This is a genomic window from Mycobacterium sp. NGS27 (assembly GCF_059813005.1).
The window spans coordinates 364428-391368 of the sequence record NZ_JCALDT010000002.1; the positions used below are offsets into that span (position 1 = coordinate 364428).

General features: G+C 68.6%; 16 protein-coding genes. 12 read left to right on the top strand and 4 right to left on the bottom strand.

Annotated features, from left to right (window positions below):
• The first annotated feature begins 6 nt into the window (after window positions 1-6).
• The 11 genes from AC5Y30_RS06385 to AC5Y30_RS06435 all read left to right on the top strand — a co-directional run bounded on the left by AC5Y30_RS06385 (window position 7) and on the right by AC5Y30_RS06435 (window position 16326).
• A complete protein-coding gene (locus AC5Y30_RS06385) occupies window positions 7-3258 on the top strand; it encodes an arabinosyltransferase domain-containing protein (protein WP_499917251.1) in 3252 nt (1083 codons plus the stop codon).
• 108 nt (window positions 3259-3366) lie between these two features.
• Window positions 3367-3690 (top strand): ArsR/SmtB family transcription factor, encoded by a 324-nt coding sequence (locus AC5Y30_RS06390; RefSeq protein ID WP_499917252.1) that lies wholly within the window; start codon window positions 3367-3369, stop codon window positions 3688-3690.
• Window positions 3687-4172: an SRPBCC family protein gene (locus AC5Y30_RS06395; protein ID WP_499917253.1), complete on the top strand. Its 486-nt coding sequence runs from the start codon at window positions 3687-3689 to the stop codon at window positions 4170-4172. Before AC5Y30_RS06390 ends, AC5Y30_RS06395 begins: the two co-directional genes overlap by 4 nt.
• Complete coding sequence (locus tag AC5Y30_RS06400; RefSeq protein ID WP_499917254.1) at window positions 4169-4792, top strand: maleylpyruvate isomerase family mycothiol-dependent enzyme; 624 nt, start codon at window positions 4169-4171, stop codon at window positions 4790-4792. Before AC5Y30_RS06395 ends, AC5Y30_RS06400 begins: the two co-directional genes overlap by 4 nt.
• Window positions 4793-4879: 87 nt before the next feature.
• Complete coding sequence (locus AC5Y30_RS06405; RefSeq protein WP_499917255.1) at window positions 4880-8215, top strand: arabinosyltransferase domain-containing protein; 3336 nt, start codon at window positions 4880-4882, stop codon at window positions 8213-8215.
• 77 nt (window positions 8216-8292) lie between these two features.
• Window positions 8293-11532: an arabinosyltransferase domain-containing protein gene (locus tag AC5Y30_RS06410; protein ID WP_499917256.1), complete on the top strand. Its 3240-nt coding sequence runs from the start codon at window positions 8293-8295 to the stop codon at window positions 11530-11532.
• A gap of 173 nt (window positions 11533-11705) precedes the next feature.
• Window positions 11706-12221, top strand: a complete 516-nt coding sequence (locus AC5Y30_RS06415; RefSeq protein WP_499917257.1) for a hypothetical protein — start codon at window positions 11706-11708, stop codon at window positions 12219-12221.
• Between the two features lie 84 nt (window positions 12222-12305).
• A complete protein-coding gene (locus AC5Y30_RS06420; protein ID WP_499917258.1) occupies window positions 12306-12782 on the top strand; it encodes an FHA domain-containing protein in 477 nt (158 codons plus the stop codon).
• Window positions 12783-12822: 40 nt separating this feature from the next.
• On the top strand, window positions 12823-14607 hold the full coding sequence (locus AC5Y30_RS06425; RefSeq protein ID WP_499917259.1) for an acyl-CoA dehydrogenase family protein: 1785 nt from the start codon (window positions 12823-12825) through the stop codon (window positions 14605-14607).
• Window positions 14608-14617: 10 nt separating this feature from the next.
• The gene (locus AC5Y30_RS06430) at window positions 14618-15448 is read left to right on the top strand and encodes a helix-turn-helix domain-containing protein (RefSeq protein WP_499917260.1); all 831 of its coding nucleotides are present in this window, start codon (window positions 14618-14620) and stop codon (window positions 15446-15448) included.
• Between the two features lie 59 nt (window positions 15449-15507).
• Window positions 15508-16326, top strand: a complete 819-nt coding sequence (locus AC5Y30_RS06435) for an SAM-dependent methyltransferase (RefSeq protein WP_499917261.1) — start codon at window positions 15508-15510, stop codon at window positions 16324-16326.
• Between the two features lie 39 nt (window positions 16327-16365).
• On the opposite strand, the gene AC5Y30_RS06440 is transcribed toward AC5Y30_RS06435, so the two are convergent.
• Window positions 16366-16962 carry a dihydrofolate reductase family protein gene (locus AC5Y30_RS06440; RefSeq protein WP_076055668.1) on the bottom strand — a complete coding sequence of 199 codons (597 nt, stop codon included), beginning with the start codon at window positions 16960-16962 and terminating at the stop codon, window positions 16366-16368.
• 64 nt (window positions 16963-17026) lie between these two features.
• Here AC5Y30_RS06440 and AC5Y30_RS06445 point away from each other — a divergent pair, with 64 nt between their 5' ends.
• Window positions 17027-18001 carry a sigma-70 family RNA polymerase sigma factor gene (locus AC5Y30_RS06445; protein ID WP_499917262.1) on the top strand — a complete coding sequence of 325 codons (975 nt, stop codon included), beginning with the start codon at window positions 17027-17029 and terminating at the stop codon, window positions 17999-18001.
• Between the two features lie 99 nt (window positions 18002-18100).
• Here the strand turns inward: AC5Y30_RS06445 and AC5Y30_RS06450 are convergent, their stop codons facing one another.
• The 3 genes from AC5Y30_RS06450 to fadD32 all read right to left on the bottom strand — a co-directional run bounded on the left by AC5Y30_RS06450 (window position 18101) and on the right by fadD32 (window position 26935).
• A complete protein-coding gene (locus AC5Y30_RS06450) occupies window positions 18101-19675 on the bottom strand; it encodes an acyl-CoA carboxylase subunit beta (protein ID WP_499917658.1) in 1575 nt (524 codons plus the stop codon).
• A gap of 11 nt (window positions 19676-19686) precedes the next feature.
• Entirely contained in the window at window positions 19687-24945 is a 5259-nt protein-coding gene (gene pks13, locus AC5Y30_RS06455; protein WP_499917659.1) for a polyketide synthase Pks13, read from the bottom strand.
• 91 nt (window positions 24946-25036) lie between these two features.
• The gene (gene fadD32 / locus AC5Y30_RS06460) at window positions 25037-26935 is read right to left on the bottom strand and encodes a long-chain-fatty-acid--AMP ligase FadD32 (protein ID WP_499917263.1); all 1899 of its coding nucleotides are present in this window, start codon (window positions 26933-26935) and stop codon (window positions 25037-25039) included.
• Window positions 26936-26941: the final 6 nt, after the last annotated feature.

Sequence of the window (26941 nt, forward strand, 5' to 3'; positions counted from 1 at the left end):
CTGCCGATGAGCACCGACACTGCGCCGCAAAGGGCCGAAGAACTAGCATCTAGCTCCGTGAACGACAGGGAAGCGAATCACCGGATCGCCCGGCTGGTCGCTTCGGTCGCCGGGCTGCTGGGAGTGCTGCTGGCGATCGCCACCCCGCTGCTTCCGGTCGACCAGACCACCGCGCAACTGAACTGGCCGCAGAACGGCACCTTCGGCAGCGTCGACGCACCGCTGATCGGCTACGTCGCCACGGATTTGACCGTCACCGTCCCGTGCCAGGCCGCCGCCGGGCTGATCGGCGGCAAGACGGTGTTGCTGTCGACGGTGCCCAAGCAGGCACCCAAGGCCGTCGACCGGGGATTGCTGATCGTGCGCGCCAACAACGACCTGGTGCTCGTGGTGCGCAACGTCCCGGTGGTGACCGCGCCACTGCGCCAGGTGCTCAGCCCGGCCTGCCAGCGGTTGACTTTCACCGCACACGCCGACCGGGTCACCGCCGAGTTCGTCGGGCTGACCCAGGGGCCTAACGCCGAGCATCCCGGCTCGCCGCTGCGCGGCGAGAAGAGCGGCTACGACTTCCGGCCCCAGATCGTCGGCGTCTTCACCGATCTGAGCGGACCGGCGCCGTCGGGCCTGAATTTCTCGGCGACCATCGACACCCGCTACAGCAGCAGCCCCACGCCGCTGAAGATGGCCGCGATGATCCTCGGGCTGGTGCTCACGGCCGCCGCCCTGGTCGCCCTGCACGTCCTCGACACCGCCGACGGGACCCGGCACCGCCGCTTCCTGCCCGCCCGCTGGTGGTCGATCGGCGGGCTGGACGCCCTGGTCATCGCCGTGCTGGTGTGGTGGCATTTCGTCGGCGCCAACACCTCCGACGACGGCTACATCCTGACCATGGCCCGGGTATCCGAGCACGCCGGCTACATGGCCAACTACTACCGGTGGCTCGGCACTCCCGAGGCGCCGTTCGGCTGGTACTACGACCTGCTGGCGCTGTGGGCACACGTGAGCACCACCAGCGTCTGGATGCGGCTGCCCACCCTCGCGATGGCGCTGACGTGCTGGTGGGTCATCAGCCGTGAAGTCATGCCCCGGCTGGGCCACGCGGTCAAACAGAACCGGGCCGCGGCCTGGACCGCGGCGGGCATGTTCCTGGCCGTCTGGCTGCCGCTGGACAACGGCCTGCGCCCGGAGCCGATCATCGCGCTGGGCATCCTGCTGACCTGGTGCTCGGTGGAACGCGCGGTGGCGACCAGCCGGCTGCTGCCGGTGGCGATCGCCTGCATCATCGGCGCGCTGACTCTGTTCTCCGGGCCGACGGGCATCGCCTCGATCGGCGCGCTGCTGGTCGCGATCGGGCCGCTGCGGACCATCCTGCACCGCCGCTCCAAGCGGTTCGGCGCGCTGCCGCTGATCGCGCCCCTGCTGGCGGCGGTCACCGTCACCGTCATCCTGATCTTCCGCGATCAGACGCTGACCGGTGAGATCCAGGCGACCATGCTCAAGCGCGCCGTCGGGCCCAGCCTCAGCTGGTTCGACGAACACATCCGCTACGAGCGGCTGTTCATGGCCAGTCCCGACGGGTCGGTCGCCCGCCGATTCGCCGTGCTGGCGCTGGTTCTCGCCCTCGGGATCACGGTCGCGATGTCGTTGCGCAAGGGCCGGATTCCGGGCACGGCCACCGGGCCCAGCCGGCGCATCGTCGGGATCACCATCATCTCCTTCGTGGCGATGATGTTCACGCCCACCAAATGGACCCACCACTTCGGGGTGTTCGCCGGACTGGCCGGGCCGCTGGGCGCGCTGGCGGCGGTCGCGGTGACGTCGGTGGCGATGCGCTCGCGGCGCAACCGCACCGTGTTTGCCGCGGTCGTGCTGTTCCTGGTGGCGTTGTCGTTCGCAAGCGTCAACGGCTGGTGGTACGTATCGAATTTCGGTGTGCCGTGGTCGAATGAGTTCCCGGCCTGGCATTACGCCTTCGCCACCGCGTTGCTCGCAATGACCGTCGTGGTGCTGCTGTTGGCGGCGTGGTTCCACTTCGTCGACCCGGACAACGGTCCGCCCAAGACCCGCCTGGGCGCCCGCGCGGCCGGAATCGTCCAGTCGCCCTTGGCAATTGCGACCTGGGTGCTGGTGGTGTTCGAGGTCGCATCGTTGACCCTGGCGATGACCGACCAGTATCCGGCATGGTCGGTCGGCCGCTCCAACCTGCAGGCCCTGACCGGCAAGTCCTGCGGGCTGGCCGAGGACGTGCTGGTGGAACAGGACCCGAACGCCGGGATGCTGACGCCGGTCAACGCGTCGGCGGCGGACGCCCTCGGCGCCGGCATGTCGGAAGCCTTCACGCCCAACGGGATTCCCGCCGACGTGCGCGCGGACCCGGTGATGGAACGCCCGGGTGACCGCAGCTTCGTCAACGACGAGGAGAAGACCGGCAGCAACCAGGCCGGCACCGAGGGCGGCACCACCCCCGCACCGGGAATCAACGGATCGTCCGCCCAGCTGCCCTTCTACCTCGACCCCGCGCGCACACCGGTGCTGGGCAGCTGGCGTTCCGGCATCCAGGTACCCGCGCACCTGCGGTCCAGCTGGTACCGACTGCCCGCCCGGGACAAGGCGGGGCCGCTGCTGGTGGTGAGCGCGGCCGGTCGCTTCGACCCCCGCGAGGTGCAGGTGCAGTGGGCCACCGACGACCAGGCGGCCGGCGGACACCCCGGCGGTTCGCTCCAATTCGCGGACGTGGGCGCGTCACCGGCCTGGCGCAACCTGCGGCTGGCGATGTCCGCAATTCCGAGTACCGCCACCCAGATTCGGCTGGTCGCCGACGACGAAGACCTGGCTCCGCAGCACTGGATAGCACTGACCGCGCCGCGGATTCCGCAGCTGCGCACGCTGCAGGACGTGGTGGGCTCGACCGACCCGGTGTTCCTGGACTGGCTCGTCGGGCTGGCCTTCCCCTGCCAGCGACCGTTCGGCCACCAGAACGGCGTGGACGAGACTCCGAAGTGGCGCATCCTGCCGGACCGATTCGGCGCCGAGGCCAACTCACCGGTGATGGACAACAACGGCGGCGGCCCGCTGGGCGTGACCGAGCTGTTGACCAAGGCGACCACCATGGCGACCTATCTCAAGGACGACTGGTCGCGCGATTGGGGCTCGCTGCAACGGCTGACGCCCTACTACCCCGACGCCGAACCCGCCCACCTGTTGCTGGGGACGGCGACGCGCAGCGGCCTATGGGGCCCGGCGCCGCTGAGACACTAAGGCGCACAACGAATCTCGAGGTCCGCGCGACACGCGGGTGGGCCAGTCTTGCATAGGCCCGCTGGCAACCCTTGACCTGCGCCATCGGTAAGTCTACACTTACGGTTCGTGGTCACTTACCAAACGGGTGACGTCTGGCTGGCCCTGGCGGACGGGACGCGACGGGCCATCGTGGAGCGGCTTGCCCACGGGCCGTCGGCGGTCGGCGAGTTGGCCCGCGCCCTGCCGGTCAGCAGGCCGGCGGTGTCCCAACATCTCAAGGTGCTCAAGTCCGCCGGGCTGGTGCGCGACCGCGCCGCGGGAACCCGTCGGGTCTATCAGCTCGACCCCACCGGTCTGCAGGCATTGCGCGCCGACCTCGACCGGTTCTGGACGCAGGCGCTGGCCGGCTACGCGCAGACCATCGACGAGATGAACGAAGGAGAAACATGACGCAGCGGACCCCCGACGTCAACCATCACGTCGTCGTCAACGCCCCCATCGAGCGCGCGTTTGCCGTCTTTACCGAACGCTTCGGCCCCTTCAAGCCGCCCGAGCACAATCTGTTGGCGGTCCCGATCGCCGAGACGGTGTTCGAACCCCACGTGGGCGGCCATATCTACGACCGAGGCGTCGACGGCAGCGTGTGCCGATGGGCGCGAATCCTGGTCTACGAGCCGCCCCACCGCGTGACGTTCAGCTGGGACATCGGTCCGACGTGGCAGGTGGAAACCGACCCGGCGAAGGCAAGCGAGGTCGAAGTGCGCTTCACCGCCGAGTCCGACGAACGCACCCGGGTCGAACTGCAGCACCGCCATCTGGACCGGCACGGGACGGGCTGGGAGTCCGTCGCCGACGGCGTCGACGGCGACGCGGGTTGGCCGTTGTACCTGCGTCGTTTTGCGGGACTGTTCAGCGGCGGTGGTCCGCGATGAGCTCCGACCTGATGGCCATGGCGCGCGAGGAGCGGGCCGACCTCGCGGATTTCCTCGCCACCCTGACACCGCAAGACTGGAGTGCGCCCACCCTGTGCACCCGCTGGAGCGTGAAAGACGTTGTCGCGCATGTGATCAGCTACGATGAGCTGGGCGCGCTGGGGCTGCTCAAACGGTTCGCCAAAGGCTGGATCGTGCGGGCAAACCAGGTGGGCGTCGACGAATTCGCGGCCCTGACCCCACCACAGCTGCTGGAATTCCTGCGCAGCCACCTCCAACCGCGGGGCCTGACAGCGGGTTTCGGCGGGATGATCGCGCTCGTCGACGGCACCATTCATCACCAGGACATTCGGCGCGCGCTTGGCCGGCCGCGCGACGTGCCATCCGATCGGCTCGCGCGAATCTTGCCGTTGGTGCCCGGTAATCCCCGACTCGGCGCGGGACGCCGGATCCGGGGCCTGCGCCTGCGCGCCACCGATGTCGAGTGGACGCACGGCGACGGGCCCGAGGTGACCGGCTCCGGCGAGGCGCTCCTGCTGGCCATGGCCGGGCGCGCGGCCGCCCTGGCCGACCTGACCGGGCCCGGGGTTGCCACGCTGGCGGACCGCGTCCGCGGATAGCGTTCGGTGACTTAAGGTCCGTCGCCGAGGCGCTGCGCGGCCCCGCGTCCTCATCGGACAAAGCCGCGTCGCTTACGATCGAGCCTCGTGCCCCACGACGGTAAAGAGCGATCGCAGCGGATCCCCCGGTCGGTGGCCGCCATCGCGGGGATCGTGGGCCTGCTGCTGTGCCTGTCCGTCCCGCTGCTTCCGGTGAAACAGACCACCGCAACGGTCCTGTGGCCCCAGGGCAGCACGGACGGGCACGTCAGCCAGATCACCGCTCCCCTGGTGTCGGGGGCGCCCCGCGCGCTGGACATCTCCATCCCCTGCCCGGACATCGCCACCCTGCCCGCCGCCGGCGGGCTGGTGGTCTCCACCCTGCCGCCCGGCGGCATAGACGCCGGGAAGAACGGGCTGTTCGTGCGGGCCAACACCGACGTGGTCGTCGTCGCTTTCCGGGACACCGTGGCCACGGTCGCACAACGCTCGGCGGCCGCCGCCGGGGCCTGCAGCGTGCTGCACGTCTGGGCCGATGCCGGCGCGTCGGGCGCGGATTTCGTCGGCATACCGGGCGCCTCCGGCGTGCTGCCCGCCGAGAAGAAGCCCCAGGTCGGCGGCATCTTCACCGACATGAAGGTGCCCGCGGGACCGGGCCTGTCGGCCCGCATCGACATCGACACCCGATTCATCACCGCGCCCACCGTCCTCAAGGAAGTGGTGATGATCCTGGGCGCCCTGGCGGTGCTAACGGCCATCGTCGCGCTCGCGGTGCTGGACCGCCGCAGCCGGGGCAGCAGCGCGCTGCTCAACTGGCGCTCCCCCATCGCGTGGCTCTCCAGATACCGCCCCGGCACGCGCCTGGCCAACTGGCGCCGGGTGGGGATCGCGACGTGGATCGCCGACGCCGGGGTGATCGCGACGCTGCTGCTGTGGCACATCATCGGCGCCACCTCGTCGGACGACGGCTACAACCTGGCCATCGCGCGTGTCGCCCCCGGCGCCGGCTACATCGCCGACTACTACCGCTACTTCGGCGCCACGGACGCGCCCTTCGACTGGTACCTCGGGCTGCTGGCCAAGATGGCCTCGGTGAGCACGGCCGGCGTCTGGATGCGGCTGCCCGCCACGGTGGCCGCGATCGGGTGCTGGCTGATCATCAGCCATTGGGTGCTGCGCCGGCTCGGCCCGGGCCGCGGCGGCCTCGCGGCGAATCGCGTCGCGGTCTTCACCGCCGGCGCGGTATTCGTGGCGGCGTGGCTGCCGTTCAACAACGGTCTGCGCCCCGAACCGCTGATCGCCCTCGGCGTGCTGATCACCTGGATGCTGATGGAACGTGCGATCGCGCTGCGGCGGTTGGCGCCCGCGGCGGTGGCCGTCATCGTGGCGTTGCTGAGCGCGACGCTCGCGCCGCAGGGCCTGATCGCCGTCGCCGCGCTGCTGACCGGGGCGCGGGCCGTCGCCCAGACGATCCGGCGCCGCCGGGCGACCGATGGCTTGCTGGCTCCGCTGGCGGTGCTGGCGGCCTCGCTGTCGCTGATCCTGCTGGTGGTGTTCCGCAGCCAGACGCTGGCCACGGTCGGCGAGTCGGCCCGGATCAAGTACAAGGTGGGCCCCACCATCGCCTGGTACCAGGATTGGTTGCGCTACTACTTCCTCACGGTGGAATCCAACCCCGACGGATCGATGGCGCGGCGATTCGCGGTGCTGGTGCTGCTGCTGTGCATGTTCGGGATGCTGGTCACCCTGCTGCGCCGGGGCCGGATCCCGGGCGTGGCCAGCGGTCCGGCGTGGCGGTTGATCGGCACATGCGCGTTGGGCCTGCTGCTGTTGACGTTCACGCCGACGAAGTGGGCGGTCCAGTTCGGCGCGTTCGCCGGGCTGGCCGGGGCGCTGGGTGCGGTGACCGCGTTCGCCCTGGCCCGGATCGGCCTGCACAACCGCCGCAACCTGACGCTGTACGTGACGGCGCTGCTGTTCGTGCTCGCGGTCGCGACCTCGGGCGTCAACGGCTGGTTCTACGTCGGCAACTACGGGGTGCCCTGGTACGACATCCAGCCGGTCATCGCCAGCCACCCGGTCACGTCGATGTTCCTGGCGCTGTCCATCGCGACCGGCCTGCTGGCCGCCTGGCAGCACTTCCGGATGGACTACGCCGGGCATACCGAGGTCAAGGACAACCGGCGCAACCGGGTGCTGGCGTCGACCCCGCTGCTGGTGGTCGCGACCATCATGGTCGTCGGCGAAGTCGCCTCGCTGACCAAGGGCGCGGTGTTGCGCTATCCCCTCTACACCACCGGCAAGGCCAACCTCGCCGCGATCACTTCGGGGCTCGCGAAGACCAGCTGTGCCATGGCCGACGACGTGCTGGCCGAGCCCGACCCCAACGCCGGCATGCTGGCGCCGGCGCCCGGGCAGACGTTCGGTCCCGACGGCCCGCTGGGCGGTGTCAACCCGGTCGGCTTCAAACCCGACGGCGTCGGCGACGACTTGAGGTCGTATCCGGTGGTGACCAAGCCGGGCGTGGTGAATTCCACCGGGTCGCCCAACAAACCCAATGCCACCATGAGCGACTCCGCCGGCACGGCCGGCGGAAGGGGGCCGGTCGGGGTGAACGGGTCACATGCCGCGCTGCCGTTCGGACTGGACCCGGCCCGCACGCCGGTGATGGGCAGCTACGGCGAGAATTCGCTGGCCGCCACCGCTACCTCGGCGTGGTACCAGCTGCCGCCGCGTAGCCCGGACCGGCCGATCGTGGTGGTGACGGCGGCCGGTGCCATCTGGTCGTACAAGGAGGATGGCACCTTCACCTATGGGCAGCAGCTGAAGCTGCAGTGGGGCCACCGCGACTTGGCCCGTCCCGACGCCACCACCCAGCCGCTGGGAGAGGTGTATCCGATCGACATCGGGCCGGAGCCGGCGTGGCGCAACCTGCGGTTTCCGCTGACCTGGGCGCCGCCGGAGGCGAACGTGGCTCGCATCGTCGCGTACGACCCGAACTTGAGCTCGGATCAGTGGTTCGCGGTCACGCCGCCGCGCGTGCCGGTGCTGCAGACCCTGCAGCAGTTGATGGGGTCGCAGACGCCCGTGCTGATGGACATCGCGACGGCCGCGAACTTCCCGTGCCAGCGGCCGTTCTCGGAACACCTTGGCGTTGCCGAACTTCCGGCGTACCGCATCCTGCCCGATCACAAGCAGACGGCGGCGTCGTCGAACGGATGGGAGGCCAGCGAGGACGGGGGTCCGTTCCTGATCACCCAGGCGATGCTGCGCACCTCGACGATCGCGACGTACCTGCGTGGCGACTGGCATCGCGACTGGGGATCGCTGGAGCAGTACTTCCGATTGGTGCCGGCTGATCAGGCGCCGGACGCCGCGATCGAACAGGGTGTGATGACAGTGCACGGCTGGAGCCGGCAGGGACCGATTCGGGCGCTGCCATGAGCGATCGCAAGGGCGGCGAAGCCGGGCGCGGGGGGCACCTCCCGCTTGCGGGGGACGGGCAGCGAACCGACCAGCAAATGAGCGTCACGAGCGTCGACAACCGCGAAGACAAGGCGGCACCCCGTCAAGACGTGCGCGTGACGCGCTGGGTCGCGACCATCGCCGGGCTGATCGGTTTCATCCTGTCGATCGCGACCCCGCTGCTGCCCGTCGTGCAGACCACCGCAACGCTGAACTGGCCGCAGAACGGCCAACTGAACAGCGTTGCCGCGCCGCTGATTTCGCTCACCCCGGTCGACGTGCACGTGACCGTGCCGTGCTCGGTGGTGCGGGGCCTGCCACCCGAGGGCGGGGTCGTGCTCAGCACGGCGCCCAAGAAGGGCAAGGACGCCGCGCTCAACGCGTTGTTCGTGGTCGTCAACGGCAAGCGCGTCGACGTCACCGACCGCAACGTGGTGATCGCCAGCGCGGCCCGCGATCAGGTGGAGTCGGCGCAGTGTCAGCGCATCGAGATCACCTCGACCAAGGCGGGCGCCTATGCCACGTTCGTCGGGCTGACCGATCCAGCGGGCAAACCGCTCGGCGGCGGCTTCCCCGACCCGAACCTGCGGCCGCAGATCGTCGGGGTGTTCACCGACCTCAGCGGACCGGCCCCGGCGGGTCTGGGTCTCTCGGCGACCATCGACACCCGGTTCTCCACCACCCCAACGACTTTGAAGCTGGCCGCGATGGTGCTGGCCATCGTGTCCACCATCGTCGCCCTGATCGCCTTGTGGCGCCTCGATCAGCTGGACGGTCACCGGATGCGCCGGCTCATTCCGGCGAACTGGCGCACGTTCACCCTGGCCGACGTGACGGTGATCTCCGGCTTCGTGCTGTGGCACGTGATCGGGGCGAACTCGTCGGACGACGGCTACATCCTGGGCATGGCCCGCGTCGCCGACCGCGCCGGCTACATGTCGAACTACTTCCGCTGGTTCGGTAGCCCCGAGGACCCCTTCGGCTGGTACTACAACCTGCTGGCGCTGATGACCCACGTCACCGACGCCAGCCTGTGGATGCGGTTGCCGGACCTGATCGCCGGAATCGTGTGCTGGCTGCTGCTGTCGCGGGAAGTTTTGCCGCGGCTGGGACCCGCGGTGGCCGCGAGCAAGGCGGCGAACTGGGCGGCGGGCATGGTCCTGCTGACGGCCTGGATGCCGTTCGACAACGGCCTGCGCCCCGAGCCGATCATCGCCGTCGGGTCGCTGATCACCTACGTGCTGATCGAGCGCTCCATGCGCTACAGCCGGCTGACGCCCGCCGCGCTAGCGGTCATCACCGCGGCGTTCACCCTCGGGGTGCAGCCGACCGGGTTGATCGCGGTGGCCGCGCTGGTCGCCGGCGGCCGCCCGATCCTGCGGATTCTGGTGAAACGCCATCGCCTGGTCGGCACCTGGCCGCTGGTGGCGCCGATGCTGGCCGCCGGCACGGTCATCCTGACCGTGGTGTTCGCCGATCAGACGCTGTCAACGGTGTTGGAAGCCACCAGGATTCGCACCTCGATCGGCCCCAGCCAGGCCTGGTACACCGAGAACCTGCGCTACTACTACCTGATCCTGCCCACCGTCGACGGCTCGCTGTCGCGCCGCTTCGGCTTCCTGATCGCCGCGCTGTGCCTCTTCACCGCCGTCTTTATCATGTTGCGGCGCAAGCGAATTCCCGGAGTTGCGCGCGGGCCGGCCTGGCGGCTGATGGGCGTCATCTTCGGCACCATGTTCTTCCTGATGTTCACCCCCACCAAGTGGGTGCACCACTTCGGGCTGTTCGCCGCGGTGGGAGCGGCGATGGCCGCGCTGACGACGGTGCTGGTGTCGCACGAGAGCTTGCGCTGGTCGCGTAACCGCACGGCCTTCCTGGCGGCGCTGTTGTTCGTGCTGGCGCTGTGTTTCGCCACCACGAACGGCTGGTGGTACGTGTCGAGCTTCGGCGTCCCGTTCAACAACGTGATGCCGAGGTTCCACGGAATCAGCGTCAGCGCAGTCTTTTTCGCGCTGTTCGTGATCGTCGCGCTGTACGCGGCGTACCTGCACTTCGCGCCCCGGGACCGCGGCGAAGGACGGCTGGCGCGGGCGCTGACCGCCGCGCCCATCCCCCTCGCGGCCGGCTTCATGGCGCTCGTGTTCATCGCGTCGATGGTGGCGGGCATCGTGCGTCAGTACCCCACCTACTCCAACGCCTGGGACAACCTGCGGGAGTTCAGCGGCGGCTGCGGACTGGCCGACGACGTGCTCGTCGAGCCGGACAGCAACGCCGGTTTCATGGCGCCTTTCAAAACAGGAGAGCCGGACAATTACGGCCCGCTCGGGCCGTTGGGTGGGGCCAGCCCAACGGGTTTCACGCCCAACGGCGTGCCGGACCGCACCCTGGCCGAGTCGGTCAAGGAGACGGAGGTGGCGCAGCCCGGCACCGACTACGACTGGGATGCGCCGACCAAGCTGAAGACCCCGGGCGTCAACGGCTCGACGGTGCCGCTGCCCTATGGCCTCGATCCCAGCAGGGTGCCGCTGGCCGGCAGCTACACCACCGGCGCGCAGCAGCAGAGCCGGCTCACCTCGGCGTGGTACCAGCTGCCCAAGCTCGATGACGGACACCCGCTGGTGGTGGTGACGGCCGCGGGCACCATCGCCGGCAACAGCATCCTGCACGGCCACACCAGCGGGCAGACGGTGGAACTGGAATTCGGCAGGCCCGGCCCCGGCGGCGCGGTGCAGCCGGCTGGCCGGCTGGTGCCCTATGACCTGTACGGCGAACAGCCGAAGGTGTGGCGAAACCTGCGCTTCGCGCGCTCGGCGATGCCCGCCGACGCGGTCGCGGTGCGGGTGGTCGCCGAGGATCTTTCGTTGACACCGGACGACTGGATCGCCCTGACCCCGCCACGGGTGCCGGAGCTGCGCTCGTTGCAGGAGTACGTCGGCTCCAAGCGCCCGGTGCTGATGGACTGGGCCGTCGGGCTGGCGTTCCCGTGCCAGCAGCCGATGCTGCACTCCAATGGCGTCACCGAGATCCCGCAGTTCCGCATCACCCCGGACTACAACGCCAAGAAGCAGGACACCGACACCTGGCAGGACGGCGTCAACGGTGGACTGCTGGGCATCACCGACCTGTTGCTGCGGGCCCACGTGATGTCGACGTATCTGTCCCATGACTGGGGCCGTGACTGGGGATCGCTGCGCAAGTTCGACACCATCGCCGATGCACACCCGGCGCAACTCGACCTGGGCACCGCCACCCGCACCGGATGGTGGTCGCCCGGACCGATCCGCATCAAACCGTAGCGAGCGAACGAAACACGGCTTTCCAAATGGCTTTACGGTGTCATTATTCATCAGTTGAATAGTGCGCCCGAATTAACGGCGCAGTAATTACCGGTCGGGGGTTTAACCGCGCCATTTTTTGGTCAATACTGATTCCGCTGTGATCCATTTCACACGTCGGAAAAGGTGGCCGAATGCGCACGCTGACACGCCTGGGAACCTGCACCGCCACAGTCACGCTGCTGATCGCGCCGTCCTCGAGTTTGGCCATCGGGGCCGCGGCCGCCGAGGGCGGCGGCACCACCGTCGCGTTCGACAACTACTTGCGGCGTTGCGATTTCAGCAAGGTCGCCATCGCACCCCAGGTGCCGGGCCCGATGCTCGGCAGCGGTTCGGCAATCGTCCGCACCAGCGGGAACCGGGCCGTCGCCGAGGTGCATCTGGTCGACGGGCCCGAGCCGGGCATGCATTACGACGTCGGCATCATCGAAGAACCCCGCCCGGCCTCGTCGACCTGCGGACCCGGGGACCCGGGGACCGCGTTTACCGGCATGGATCTCGACGGCGCGGGGAACGGAACGGCCACCGTTACCGACACCCTGCACCCGGGCACGACCGGCATATGGATGATTATCGAGCGGCCGAATGCGAACTCACAAAACCCGGCCGAGTTCTATACGTCCGAGTTCCTGGTGCCGGTGCGGGCGTAAACCAACGCCGTCAACCTCTGCACAATCGCCCCGGGCGAAACAGGGACTTCGGTCCCTATCTTGACGCTCGCGGCAAATGCTGCGATGGAGGTATCGACGGGGCGAGAGGAAACAGTGTCGGCGCCAAACGAGGAGACAAGGCAGCAACCGATCGCGGCGGGTGAAGCCACCGGCGACATCGGTTCGGTACTGCCTGCCGACCCGCACGACGAGATCGACGCATCGTCGGCCGTCGCCGAGGCGGCCGCGACGCTGGCCCGCGGCTCGGCCATGCTCGTGGTGAAGCGGGGTCCCAACGTGGGCGCGAAGTTCGAGCTGAACCAGCCGGTGATGAACGCGGGGCGGCACCCGGCCAGCGACATCTTTCTCGACGACATCACGGTCAGCCGCAGGCACGCCGAATTCCACGCCGCGAATGGCGAATTCCGCGTCGTCGATCGCGGCAGCCTGAACGGCACCTATCTCAACCGCGCCGCCGTCGACTCTGCGGTGCTGACCAACGGCGACCTGCTCCAGATCGGCAATTTCCGGCTGATCTTCCTCACCGCCGCGGGCGGCTGACACTCGGTGACCGCCCCGCTCGGCGCGTAGCGTCTGACTGATGAGTGACTACGCCGTCGAGGCGGTGGACCGCCTGCCGTTTTCCACCGATGAGAAATCCCAGCGCTACGCGACGGAGAACTACCGCGGAGCCGTGGGCCTCAATTGGTACCTCACCGATCCCACGCTGCGATTCACCATGGCCTACTATCTCGAGCCCGAGGAACTGGAACTGGCCGAGCGTCACTTGACGCGCATCGGTGAACTGATGGGCGGCCCGGTGGCTCGGTGGGCCGAAGAGACCGATCGCAACCCACCGCAGCTGCAGCGCTACGACCGGTGGGGTCACGACATCAGTGAGGTCGTGATGCCGGCCTCCTTCACGCAGTCCAAGCGTGCGGTTCTGGATGCCCAGCAGGCGCTGCGAACCGAGGCACGCGAGGCGAAGATCAGCTCGTCGCTGCCGATGTTCGCGTCGAATTACCTGCTCAACCAAGCCGATATCGGGATGGGTTGCGCGTTGGGCACCGGCGGCGGCATGGTCCAGTCGCTGGTGGCCGCCTACGCGCCACCCGATGTGGCCGAACACGTGCTGGCTAAATTCGCCTCGGGCGAGTGGGCCGGCGAGACGGCGCAGCTGCTGACCGAACGCACCGGCGGCTCCGACTTGGGCGCGCTGGAAACCACCGCTCGACGCGTCAGCGGCGAAAATGGCCAAGCGTGGTTGCTGAACGGCTTCAAGTGGTTCGCATCCAACTGCGCCGGGGAGGCGTTCGTGGTCTTGGCGAAACCCGAAGGGGCGCCGGATACTTCGCGGGGCGTCGCCAACTTCCTGGTGCTGCGCACGCGGCGCGACGGTTCGCGCAACGGGGTCCGGGTCCGGCGGCTGAAGGACAAGCTGGGCACCCGCTCGGTGGCGTCCGGTGAGGTCGAATTCGTTGACGCCGAAGCGTTTTTGCTGTCCGGTGAGCCCACCGACGCCGCCGGCCCGTCGGACGGCAAGGGGCTGGGACGCATGATGGAGCTGACCAACGCCGCGCGCCTGGGCATCGCCTTGTTCGGGCTCGGTAACGCGCGACGCGCCCTGGTCGAATCGCTGTGCTACGCCCGGCAACGGCGGGCATTCGGCGGCGCGCTCATCGACAAGCCGCTGATGCGACGCAAACTCGCCGAGATGATCGTCGACGTCGAGGCCGCGCAGGCGTTGGTGTTCGACGGCACCGGCGCCACCAACCATCGTCAGCCGCGCAGCATGCGGCAACGGATCGCCGTGCCGGTCACCAAGCTCAAGGTGTGCCGGCTGGGGATCACCGCGGCGTCGGATGCGATCGAAATCCACGGCGGCAACGGCTATATCGAGACCTGGCCGGTAGCGCGGCTGCTGCGTGACGCTCAGGTCAACACCATCTGGGAGGGCCCGGACAACATTCTGTGCCTGGATGTGCGACGGGGGATCGAGCAGACGCGCGCGCACGAGACGCTGTTGGCCCGGCTGCGCGATGCGGTGTCGGTCGCCGACGACGGCGAAGCCGCCCGGCTGGTCGCCGGCCGGATCGAGGACCTCGACGCGGCGATCACCGCATGGACCAAGCTCGACAGACAGGTGGCCGAGGCGCGGCTGTTTGCGCTGGCCCAATTCATGGGTGACGTCTATGCCGGTGCGTTGCTCATCGAGCAGGCGGCCTGGGAGCGCGCCACGCGCGGTGGTGAGCGAAAGGCGCTCGTCGCGCGACTGTACGCGCAGCGCTATCTCGCCGATCGCGGGGCGCTGCGCGGTATCGACTCCGACTCCGACGAGGCGCTGGAGCGCTTCGACGAACTGCTGGACGGCGCGTTGAAGATATAGGCGAGGCGCAATGGCTAGTCACCGGTTATACCGACCCAATCCCCAACTCGCCCAGCACATCGAGTATTTCGGCTACTGGGACGGCGCAGGCGCAACCGGCCCACACGCCAGCCGCGCGCTGCCGCGAGGAGCGGTCACCGCGATCATTGACGTCGATGGCCGCACCGACCTCGGCTTCTACGCCTCCGACGGCCACACACCGATGACGGTCCCGTCCGCGTTCGCCGCCGGTGCGGGCGTGGCCTCCTACGTCATCCGGGTCGGGCCCGACCGCAGCATCATGACCATCCATTTCCGGCCCGCGGGTGCTTTGGCATTCCTCGGGTATCCGCTGGGCGACCTGGAGGATGCCCTCGTCGGACTGCAGGATCTGTGGGGTTCGAGCGCAGAGCGGCTGCGCGAGCAACTCAGCGCGGCCGGCTCGGCATCACGGCGGGTGGCGTTGCTGGAGACGTTCCTGATCCAGCGGATACGCCCGCACGCCGAAGGGCCGGATCCGCGGCTGGCGTCGGTATTGCGCTCCGCTGATCTCGACCCGTCCATGCGGGTATCGAAAGCTCAACTGCTGACCGGCCTTTCACGTAAGAGGTTCACCGCGCTGTTCCGTTCCGAAGTCGGACTGTCCCCGAAGGCCTACCTTCGGGTGCGCCGTTTGCAGGCGGCCCTGCGCGCGCTCAGCACCCCGGCGCGGGGCGCGGCGATCGCGGCCGACCTCGGATATTTCGACCAGCCCCACTTCGTGCGCGAGTTCGGCTCGTTCACGGGTTTTTCGCCCACGCAGTACCCGCGGCGACGATCGTCGATGCCCGGACATGTCCAACTGGGCGCGGTGCCGGACTGATTCGCGAACGAGGCCAAAATATCCAAGCCGCACCGCCGCGCAGCGCCGATGATGGCGTCATGGACAACCTCGATGCGGTCGCGGACACCGGCCTGTTGGTCGCGGCGATCCGCGCCCACGAAACCGCCCGGGACGACCGGCTTTTCGCCGACCCCTTCGCCGAACGGCTGGCCGGCGACCGCGGACGCGAGTTGCTTGCGGCGGCCCTGACCGAAACCGGGGAACGGTCCACCGTGCAGATCGTCGTGCGCACCCGATTCTGGGACGAGGCGCTGCTGCGAGCCGCACAGAAGGCCCGGCAGATCGTCATCCTTGCTGCCGGCATGGACGCCCGTGCGTACCGGCTGTCCTGGCCCGACGGCACCGTCGTCTACGAGCTGGACCAGCCGGAGGTGTTGTCGGCAAAAGCCAGTCTGCTTGCCGGTGATCCGCCGCGGTGCCGGCGCGTCCCGGTGAGCGTCGACCTGGCCGACGACTGGCCGGCCGCCATAAGCTCCGCCGGCCTGGATTCATCGGCGCCGACGGTGTGGCTGATCGAAGGGCTGTTGCAGTACCTGGACACGACCGCGGTGGATGCGTTGTTCGATCGTGTCGACGCGCTCGCGGCGCCCGGCTCGGTCCTGCTCTACGACGTCGTCGGCAAAACGCTCCTGGAATCGGCGGCCATGGCGCCGCTGCTCGAGTCGATGGCGCGCAACGGCGCCCCGTGGCTCTTCGGCACCGACGAGCCGGGCCGGTTGGCGCAACGCCTTGGCTGGTCGGCAACGGTCACCGACGTCGCGGAACCCGGGAATCGGTACGGCCGCTGGTATGCGCCGGCGGCGCCGATGGACGTGGCGACGGCGCCTCGCGGCTATTTCGTCGAAGCCACCAAGTAGCGCGAACGGTCCGGTCGAGTCAGCATCGACTGGACCGCTTCAACGAACTGCTCGAGGGTGCGTTCCGGCGCGGGGCCGGTAGGTAAGGGACGCCAGGCCGTTGCCCACGGTGCGCGTCCCGGCAAGGCGCATGTCCTTCTTAGCGCTGGTGGCGCCGAAGAGGCGCTCGCCAACGCCAAGCACGAACGGGAACATTGTCATCCGCAACTCGTCGACCAGGTCGTGTTCTACCAACGTGTGCACCAGCTGGAAGCTCCCGTAGACGACTATGTGTCCCTTGATCTTTCGGCGCAACGCGGTGGCCTCGCGCACAGCGTTTCCCGTAAGCACTGTGGTGTTGTTCCACTCCGGGGCATGAAGCGTCGCCGACACCACGTACTTGGGCATACCGTTCAATCGGTCCGCCCACTGGCCCGTGCGGGATGGCCAGCGCGCGCCGAAGAATTCATAGGTCCGCCGACCCAGCAGCAGGGCCTCAGCCCCTAGCGCCTCATCGAGGCCGACCCTGGCCCACTCTTCATGGTCCGTGTTGTCGATCTGGCCGAACCAGCCACCGACCCTGAAACCCTCGGCACCGGTCGGGTCCTGGACGACGCCGTCTAGCGAGACGTTCGCGCTGACAATGATTTTTCCCATGTAATAGAGACACCGCCCCGGGTGCGGTCGGGTCGGTGTCTACACGAACGGAGGTGACGCGAGGGTGCTTGGCGAGGATCTGCTGTCCAGGGCACGCGCCGGGAACGGCGAAGCGTTCCGGGAGCTGATCGACCCGTACCGCGGGGAGCTGCAGGTGCACTGCTACCGGATGCTCGGATCCCTGCAGGACGCCGAAGACACCCTGCAGGACACGTTGCTGGCCGCGTGGCAAGGCCTGGCGGGTTTCGAGGGCCGCTCCTCGGTGCGCACCTGGCTCTACCGGATCGCCACAAACCGCTGTCTCAACGTCCGACGTTCGGCAAGCCGACGCCCGGCCAAGGATTGGGACGTGCCCGATGTCGAACCCCCCGAGCCGACCCGGCTCGGTGAAATCGTCTGGCTCGAACCGTTTCCTGACGGGCCGGAAGCCCGCTACGAGCAAAGCGAAGCCATCTCACTGGCATTCATTGTCGCCCTTCAGGTCCTGCCCCCTCGTCAGGTCGCGGTACTCGTGTTGCGCGACGTCCTCGGATTCCACACGACCGAGGTGGCCGACATGCTCAACTCGACGGTGGAATCGGTCAAGAGCGCCCTTAAGCGAGCGCGCACCGGGCTGCGGCACAGCCTGGCCGCCGCCCATGACCGTCAACCGCCACCCGACCGCGGCTCAGCGGTCGAGGAGACGGTGGTGGCGAAGTTCGTCCACGCGTGGGAGTCCGCGGACCTCGAAGCGCTGGTGGCTCTGTTGACCAACGACGTCTTCATGTCGATGCCACCGATGCCGTTCGAATACGAGGGCCGAGACGTGGTCGCCCGATTCTGTGCGTCGCTCTTCGCCGCGGGCCGCAGATTCGACTTGGTGCCGACGCGAGCCAACGGTCAGCCCGCGTTCGGCGCGTACCTGCGCCGCCCATCCGGAATCAGCCACGGAGTCGGCCTGTATGTCCTTGGCCTCGCGAGCGATCGGATCTGCGCGATGACACGCTTCGACAACAGTCTGCTGCCCTGGTTCGGGCTACCGCGATCGTTGGTCGCGTGATCGTCGAGTATCGGCATCGAAGATGCTTCGGGAAACGTGATAGCGGATGCGCTAGCACTTTTCGAAGTCGATTATTGCCTGGACAGGCGCCGCCAATCTCTAGATCGGGATGAGACCGTGCTTACGCGCCGTGCGGAACCACAGTTGCTTCTCCCGCAGCAGTCTCATCGACTTGCGCAGCAGCAGCCTGGTCTCGTGCGGGTCGATGACGGCATCGATGAAGCCGCGCTCAGCGGCGGTCCACGGGATCGCCATGTTGAGGTTGTAGCCCTCGATGAAGTCCTTCTTGATCTGCTGCGCCTCGGGCGTGGTGGGGTCGGGGAACCGCTTCATCAGCAGCTGCGCGGCCCCTTCCGCGCCGATCACCGCGATGCGCGCGGTCGGCCACGCGAAGTTGAAGTCGGCGGTCAGCTGCCGCGACCCCATGACGGCGTAGGCGCCGCCGTATGACTTGCGGACGGTGATCGTCACCTTCGGCACGTCGGCCTCGACGACCGAGTACAGGAACCGGCCGCCGCGTTTGATGATGCCGTTCTTCTCCTGCTCGGCGCCCGGCAGGAAGCCAGGCGTGTCCACCACGAACACCAGCGGGATGTTGAACGCGTCGCAGAACCGGATGAATCGCGCCGCCTTGTCGGAGGCCTCGTTGTCGATCGACCCTGACAGGTGCATGGGCTGGTTGGCGATCACGCCCACCGGGCGTCCGTCGACGCGGGCGTACCCGGTGATGATGGCCGGCCCGTGTTGCGCGGCGACCTCGAGGAAGTCGCCGTCGTCGAAGATCCGCAACAGGATCTCGTGCATGTCGTAGGCCATGTTGTCCGAGTCCGGCACGATCGTGTCGAGCTCCAGATCGGTCGGGGTCGTCTCCGGCTCCAGGCCGGGGTTGACGATCGGCGGCTCGCTGACGGCGCTCGACGGCAGGAACGACAGGAAGTCGCGGACGTACTGGAACGCCTCGGCCTCGGAGTTCACCACCTGGTGGATGTTGCCGTAGCGGGCCTGCGCGTCCGAACCACCGAGCTCGTCGAGCGTGACGTCCTCGCCGGTGACTTCCCGGATCACGTCGGGGCCGGTGACGAAGAAGTAGCCCTGGTCGCGCACCGAGACCAGCAGGTCGTCCTGGATCGGTGAATACACCGCTCCCCCAGCGCATTTGCCGAAGATGAGGGAGATCTGCGGCACCAGGCCGCTCAAAGCCTCGTGGCGGCGGCCCAGCTCGGCGTACCAGGCCAGCGAGGTGACCGCGTCCTGGATGCGCGCGCCACCCGAGTCCTGGATGCCGATGATCGGGCAGCCGACCATCGCGCACCACTCCATCAGGCGCGCGACCTTGCGGCCGAACATCTCGCCGACCGTGCCCTGGAACACGGTCTGGTCGTGGGAGAACACCCCGACCGGCCGGCCGTCGATCATGGCGTGTCCGGTGATGCAGCCGTCACCGTAGAGCGCGTTGGGGTCGTTGGGCGTTTTGGCCAGCGCCCCGACTTCCAGGAAGGTGCCCGGGTCGACCAGGGCGTGCACCCGCGCGCGGGCGCTCGGGATGCCCTTCTTGTCGCGCTTGGCGGCGGCTTTCTCACCACCGGGCTCTTTGGCCAACTCCAGGCGAGCTCGGAGCTCGGCCAGCTTCTCGGCGGTGGTGTGCTGAATGGGAGCTGCCTCCGGAGCTGGCACGGTCTCCGTCACTACTTGCCCACCTCACTCGTCTGACTGGTTTCGGCCTCCACCTTATTCAGCACGTCGGCGAGGTGAGCACCGACCTTGCCGATGATCGGTTCGTCGATGGCCTGGATGTGCTCGCCGCCGATCGGAACCACCTCGAGGTCCGCTACGTACTCGCCCCAGCCGCCGTCGGGCTGACGGATCGCGTAGCGCGGCTCGAACTGGATGACGTCATCGTGGTAGCGATCGGCCATGTACAGGGTGACGTGCCCGTCGTACGGCTCGATCTGGACGGTCTCGAGCGCCCGGTTGTCCAGGTAGGACGTCCGCTGGTGCTCGACGATGCCGCCCGGGATCTGCACGCCGCTCTGCTGGACGATGTCCAGGACGAACTTGACCTGTCCCTCGTCGTCGAGCGCTTCCAGCTGCTCGTAGGGGATCGCGGGAATCTCGACGTTGAAGGTGCGCTCGGCGAATTTCGCGTACCGGTCCCAGCGCTTGCGGGTCTCCTCCTGCGTCTGCGGGATTTCCTCGCCGGCGCGCACCGTGTCGATCATCCCGACGAAGCGCACGTCGGCGCCCGCCCGCTTCAGGCCGATCGCGCAGGCGTACGCCAGCGCGCCGCCGAGCGACCACCCGGCCAGGATGAACGGCTTGCCCTCGTTCATCTCCAACAGCTTCGGCACATACTGGGCGGCCCGTTCCTGCACGGTGCCCTCGACGCGCTCGAAGCCATACATCGGCGTGTCCGCCGGCAACCGCTTCAGCAGCGGCTCGTAGACCACGGTCGAACCGCCGGCCGGGTGGAACACGAACACGGGTATCTGCGACTCGTTCTGCGGGGCCCGCAGGGTGCGGACGAAGCCGTCGATCTGACCGGCCTCCAAGTACTGACGGACCTTTTCGGCCAGCGCTTCGATGGTCTCCGACGTCTGGACGTCCTCGGCGGTGATGGCGCCCTCGGCGCGCTCCGAGAGCCGCTGCGCCATCTTGGCCGCGGTGTCTGCGTCCAGCTTGGGCAGCGGATTGAAGATGCCGCCCGGCGACTTGCCCGTGACGATCGCCCAGGTGGCGAAGGTGACGCGCTCGGCGGCATCACGCGGTGGCACATCGGAATTCAGTGCCTTGGCCACCGCCTCCTGGCTGAGCGCACCCGCCAGGTCCGGCTTCGCGCCGTTCGTCGCCGCGCCCTTCGGGCCGGACGGATCCGTCGGCGGCGGCGGAATCGTCGCGTCCGACGGCGGCTCCGGCTGGGTCTCGGGCTCCGCCTGCGGGTCCGGTGCGGGTGCGGCGGCCGATGTCGGCGTCGCCCCGCTGAGCAGCTGGGCCTGCTCTTTGGCGATCTCCTCGGGCGTCAACGTCTTCTGGTGCTCGTACAGCTGCTCGACCTCGTCGCGGTGTTCGACCGCGTACTCGATCAGCTTCTCGACGGCGTACAGGTTGGCGTCGCGCACCGCGGTCAACTGGATGGGCGGCATGTCGAAGTCGTATTCGACGCGGTTCTTGATCCGCACCGCCATCAGCGAGTCGAGGCCGAGCTCGATCAGCGGCACCTCCCACGGCAGGTCCTCGGGCTCGTAACCCATGGCCGCCGAGACGATCATGCCCAGCCGCTCGCCGATGGTCTCGCCCGAATCCGGTGTCCACCTGCCCACGTTGGATGGCAGGTAGCGGTTGGTCAGGCTGTCCGACAGCGTCTCGGCGTCGTCCGGCTCGGCCGGCGCCGCGGGTGCCTCGATCGCGGCGGTCGTGGTCGGCGCGGCGATGGTCGCACCGGCGCCCACCGCTGTGGGCAGCGCGGCCACACTCTGGCCCGCCCGCGACACCAGCGCGTCGTAGACCAGGGTGAAGGACTCGTCGATGCGGGCGTGCACCTGCACCGAGGCGCCACCGGGGTGCCGGGTCATCGTGGTCACCAGTCGGGCACCCGCGCCGGGCACCGCGCGCTGCTCGGATGCCACCAGCTGAGCATCCGAAAGCACCTGTGTGGCAGCGGATCTCACCAACGCGGCCAGATCGGTGTCGCCGTTGCGCGGCGCGTACTCCCAGACGTGCCGGCCGTCCGGCAGCGCGACGTGTGTCCCCGGCATGATCACCGAGCCGTCGCCGGAGAAGTGCACGTCGAGCCAGTGCTCTTTGCGTTTGAACTTCGTCGGCGGGATGTTCGCGTAGTCCTCGGGGCCCTGCGCCCGGGTGAACAAGGTGCGGATGTCCAGGTCGTGGCCGTGGACGAAGAGCTGGGCCATCGCCGAGATCATCGACTCGACGTCGTCCTGCTTGCGGGCCAGCGTCGGAATCAGTTGGGCGTCATGCAGACCCGCGGCCGCGGTGGTCAGGCCGATCTGCATCAGCGCCACCGGGTTGGGCGCGAGCTCCAGGAAAGTGGTGTGGCCGCTGTCGACGGCGTTGCGCACGCCGTGGGTGAAGTAGACCGAATGCCGCATTCCCTTGACCCAGTAGGCGACATCGTGGACGGGCTCGCCGCCCGGCTTGATGTAGGTGCCCTCGTGCACGGTAGAGAAGATCCCGACCGTCGGGCTCAGCGGGTGGATGCCCTGCAGCTCGGCGGAGAACTCACCGAGCAGCGGATCCATCTGCGAGGTGTGGCCCGCACCCTTGGTCTGCAGCTTGCGGGCGAAGCGGCCCTCGGCCTCCGCGCGGGCGACGATCGCGTCGATCTGGTCCGGCGGGCCGCCGATCACGGTCTGGCTGGGCGCGGCGTAGACGCACACCTCCAGGCCGGGGAAGTCGCCGAACACCGTCTTGAGCTCGTCGGCGGAGTACTCGACGAGCGCCATGAAGCGGATGTACTCGCCGAACAGCATCGACTCGCCCTCGCCCATCAGGTGCGAGCGCGACGCGATCACGCGGGCCGCGTCCGCCAGCGACAGGCCGCCGGCGAAGTACGCCGACGCGGGTTCGCCGAGCGACTGGCCGATCACCGCAGCGGGTTTGGCGCCGTGGTGCTTGAGCAACTCGCCCAGCGCGATCTGGATCGCGAAGATGACGACGTTGCTGGTTTCGATGCCGTAGTCGACCGAGTCGTCGAGGATCAACTCGAGCACCGAGTAACCGCGCTCGTCCTGGATCAGCGCGTCGACCTTCTCGATCCACTCAGCGAAGACCTCGTTGCGCAGGTACAGGTTCTTGCCCATCTTGCGGTGCTGCGCACCGAAACCGGCCATCGCCCACACCGGACCGCTGGTCACCGGCCCGTCGGTGCTGAACACGTTGGGGCGCTGCTTGCCCTCGGCGATCGCGCGCAGGCCCTTGACGGCCTCTTCATGGTCGTGGGCCAGCACCACCGCACGCGAACGGCCGTGGTTGCGCCGCGACAGCGCCCGGCCAATGGATTCCAGCGACGACGCCTGCCCCTCCGCGCTCTCCATCCAGTCCGCGAGCTCGGCGGCCGCGACCTTCTTGCGCGACGTCAGGAACGCCGACACGGCCAGCGGAATCAGTGGCGCTGATTCCTCTTGTGCGGCAAGCTCTTCCAGCGCGATCGCTTTGAGGCGCAGCGCCTCGTCGGTGACACCGGGAAGGTCGTATTCCTCTTCCTCCACCTCGGAGGGGTCCGGAATGATGTTGCCGAAGTCGTCGAACCGCAGCGAGTGGCTTTCCATCGTGGGCGCCTCGGCCGCGTCGGCGGTGGGGGCGGCCGCGACGGGCTGCGGCTCGGCTTCGCGCTCGATGACGTCGCGGGGCAGCACCTCGCGCACCACCAGGTGGGCGTTGGCGCCACCGAAGCCTAAACTGGACACGCCGGCCAGGGCGTAGCCCCCGTAGCGCGGCCAATCGCTGGCGCTGTCAACGACTTTCAGCCGCATGCCGTCGAAGTCGATGTAGGGGCTGGGACCGGCGAAGTTGATGGACGGCGGCAGCTTGTCGTGCTGCAACGCCAGCACCACCTTGGCCAGGCTCGCCGCGCCGGCGGCCGACTCCAGGTGTCCCACATTGGTTTTCACCGCACCCAGCAGCGCGGGACGGTCGGCGGGGCGACCCCGCCCGACGACGCGGCCCAGTGCCTCGGCCTCGATCGGGTCACCGAGGACGGTGCCGGTGCCGTGCGCCTCGATGTAGTCGACGGTGCGCGGATCGATCCCGGCGTCCTTGTAGGCCCGGCGCAACACCTCGGCCTGGGCGTCCTGGTTGGGGGCGATCAGGCCGTTGGACCGGCCGTCGTGGTTGACCGCGCTGCCCGCGATGACGGCGAGGATCTGATCGCCGTCGCGGCGGGCGTCGTCGACCCGCTTGAGCACGAACATGCCGCCACCCTCGGACCGCGTGTAGCCGTCGGCGTCCGAGGAGAACGACTTGATCCGGCCGTCGGGGGCCAGCACCGCGCCGATCTCGTCGAATCCGAGCGTCACCAACGGCGTGAGCAGCGCGTTGACGCCACCGGCGACCGCCACATCGCACTCGCCGTTGCGCAGCGCCTGCACCGCCTGATGCGTCGCCACCAGCGAGCTCGAGCAGGCGGTGTCCAGCGCCACCGACGGTCCGCGGAAGTCGTAGAAGTAGGACACCCGGTTGGCGATGATCGAGCTGGCCGTGCCGGTGATCGCGTACGGGTGCGCGACGGTGGGGTCGGACACCGCCAGGAATTGGTAGTCGTTGTTGGAGAAGCCGACGTACACGCCGACGGCCTCGCCGCGCAGGCTCGACGCCGGGATGCGCGCGTGCTCGAGCGCCTCCCAGGTGAGCTCCAGCGCCATCCGCTGCTGCGGGTCGATGTTGTCGGCCTCGGTCTTGGCGACCGCGAAGAACTCCGAGTCGAAGCCCTTGATGTCCTTCAGGTAGCCGCCCCGGGTACGCGCGGTGCCGACGCGCGCCGCGATGCGCGGCTCCTCGAGGAATTCCGACCAGCGGCCCTCGGGCAGATCGGTGATGGCGTCGCGACCCTCCATCAGCGCCGCCCAGGTCTCGTCGGGGGAGTTCATGTCGCCGGGCAGCCGGGTCGACAGGCCCACGATCGCGATGTCGACGCGTTCGGCCGGGCCGGTACGCGTCCAGTCGGCGCCGTCGAGTTCGTCGTCGGCGACCTCGGGTTCGCCCTCGATGATGCGGGTGGCCAGCGATTCGATGGTCGGGTGCTGGAACGCCACCGCGACCGACAGCGTCACGCCGGTCATGTCCTCGATGTCGGCGGCCATCGCCACGGCGTCCCGCGACGCCAGGCCCAGCTCGACCATCGGCACCGACTCATCGATCTCGTCGGGTGATTTCCCGACCGCCCGGCCCACCCAGTTGCGCAGCCATTCGCGCATCTCGGGCACGGTCATGTCGGTGCCCTTGGCGGGGGGTGCGGCGGGCTCCTGTTCGCCCGGGGTGTGGTTTTCGGGGTTCTCGGTGTCAGCCATGGTCCTCAGGAATTCAGTCAGTGGAGCTGGCGAACGCCGTCGGCGAACCGACGCCGCTTCGCAGACTGCCGTCGAGGTAGGCCGCGCGGCAGGCGCGGTGCCCGATCTTGCCGCTGGAGGTACGCGGGATCGTTCCCGACTGCACCAGCAGCAGGTCGCGCACGGTGACGCCGTGGCGCACGGCGATCGCGGCCCGGATGTCGTCGGCGATGGGCTGGTAGTCCAGCTTGTGCGAGCCGGCCGCGCGCTCGGCGACGATCACCAGCTGCTCGGAGACGTCGTCAGGGTCGTACTTGATGCCGGCGTGCGGGTTGTCGAACACTTCCTTCGGTAACTGGTTCGCCGGCACCGAGAAGGCGGCCACGTAGCCGGTGCGCAGCGCCTTGCTGGCCTCCTGCGCCGAGTACTCCAGGTCCTGCGGGTAGTGGTTGCGGCCGTCGATGATGACCAGGTCCTTGATGCGGCCTGCGATGTAGAGGTGGCCCTTGTGGTAGGTGCCGTAGTCGCCGGTCTTGACCCAGGTGCCGTCGTCGGGGGCACCCTCGGCGTGTGACTGGCTGATCCGCGACTTGAGGATGTTGCGGAAGACGTCGTTGGTCTCGCCTTCCCGGCCCCAGTAGCCGGTGCCCAGGTTTTTCCCGTGCAGCCAGATCTCGCCGATCTGATCGTCCGGCAGCTCGCTGGCGGTCTCCGGGTCGACGATGACGGCCCACTCGTCGACGCCGATGATGCCGGCCGAGACCTGCGGGACGGCCTTCGGCGAATCGGCGGGCACCTCGACGAAGCGCTGCTTGTTCAGCTCGTCGCGGTCGACGTGGATGACCGTGGGCGCCTCGTCCATCGGCGTCGTGGAGACGAACAGCGTCGCCTCGGCCAGGCCGTAGGACGGCTTGATCGCGGTCTCCCGCAGACCGTAGGGCGCAAACGCCTCGTAGAACTTGCGCATCGATGCCGGGGACACCGGCTCGCTGCCGTTGAGGATCGCCTTGACGTTGCTCAGGTCCAGCGGCGGCTCACCCTCCTTGGGCACCCCGCGGACCGCCGCGTGCTCGAACGCGAAGTTCGGCGCGACGGTGAAGACCTCGCTGTCGGGATCGTCCTCGGGCTTGCGCGCCATCTCGCGGATCCAGCGGCCCGGGCGGCGCACGAAGGCGGCCGGCGTCATGAAGGTGAAGTTATGGCCCAGCACCGGCGAGAGCAGCGCCGTGATCAGCCCCATGTCGTGGAAGAACGGCAGCCAGCTCAGCCCGCGGTCGCCCTCCTTGCCTTCCAGGCCGTTGAGCACCTGCAACACGTTGGTGGGCAGGTTGAGGTGGGTGATCTGCACGCCGGTCGGGGTGCGGGTGGAGCCGGACGTGTACTGCAGGTAGGCGATGGTGTCCTCTTCGGCCTCCGGCGGCTCCCACGTCGACGCGACCTCGTTGGGGACCGCGTCGACCGCGATCACGCGGGGCCGTTCCTTGGCCGAACGGGCGCGGATGAACTTGCGGACGCCCTCGGCGGCGTCGGTGGTGGTCAGGATCGTCGAGGGGGCGCAGTCATCGAGGACGGCGTGCAGGCGGCCGACGTGACCCGGCTCGGCGGGGTCGAACAACGGCACCGCGATGCGGCCGGCGTACAGCGCACCGAAGAACGCGATGAGGTAGTCGAGGTTCTGCGGGCACAGGACGGCGATGCGGTCGCCCGGCTGGGTGACCTGCTGCAGGCGGGCGCCCACGGCCCGGTTGCGGGCGCTGAAGTCGCGCCACACGATGTCGCGGTACTCGCCGTCGCGTTCGGTGGAGAAGTCGACGAACCGATAGGCGAGCTTGTCGCCGCGAACCCTCGCCCACTTTTCAACGTGCTTGACCAGGTTCGTGTTGTCCGGGAACTTGATCTTTCCATTCACGATGAACGGGTTGTGGTACGCCATGCCGCT

Bases quoted from the DNA above. Each gene is read 5' to 3' on its own strand.
- AC5Y30_RS06385 (WP_499917251.1), top strand. From the start codon at position 7: ATGAGCACCGACACTGCGCCGCAAAGGGCCGAAGAACTAGCATCTAGC.
- AC5Y30_RS06395 (WP_499917253.1), top strand. From the start codon at position 3,687: ATGACGCAGCGGACCCCCGACGTCAACCATCACGTCGTCGTCAACGCC.
- AC5Y30_RS06400 (WP_499917254.1), top strand. From the start codon at position 4,169: ATGAGCTCCGACCTGATGGCCATGGCGCGCGAGGAGCGGGCCGACCTC.
- AC5Y30_RS06410 (WP_499917256.1), top strand. From the start codon at position 8,293: ATGAGCGTCACGAGCGTCGACAACCGCGAAGACAAGGCGGCACCCCGT.
- AC5Y30_RS06415 (WP_499917257.1), top strand. From the start codon at position 11,706: ATGCGCACGCTGACACGCCTGGGAACCTGCACCGCCACAGTCACGCTG.
- AC5Y30_RS06420 (WP_499917258.1), top strand. From the start codon at position 12,306: ATGGAGGTATCGACGGGGCGAGAGGAAACAGTGTCGGCGCCAAACGAG.
- AC5Y30_RS06425 (WP_499917259.1), top strand. From the start codon at position 12,823: ATGAGTGACTACGCCGTCGAGGCGGTGGACCGCCTGCCGTTTTCCACC.
- AC5Y30_RS06430 (WP_499917260.1), top strand. From the start codon at position 14,618: ATGGCTAGTCACCGGTTATACCGACCCAATCCCCAACTCGCCCAGCAC.
- AC5Y30_RS06435 (WP_499917261.1), top strand. From the start codon at position 15,508: ATGGACAACCTCGATGCGGTCGCGGACACCGGCCTGTTGGTCGCGGCG.
- AC5Y30_RS06440 (WP_076055668.1), bottom strand. From the start codon at position 16,962: ATGGGAAAAATCATTGTCAGCGCGAACGTCTCGCTAGACGGCGTCGTC.
- pks13 (WP_499917659.1), bottom strand. From the start codon at position 24,945: ATGACCGTGCCCGAGATGCGCGAATGGCTGCGCAACTGGGTGGGCCGG.
- fadD32 (WP_499917263.1), bottom strand. From the start codon at position 26,935: ATGGCGTACCACAACCCGTTCATCGTGAATGGAAAGATCAAGTTCCCG.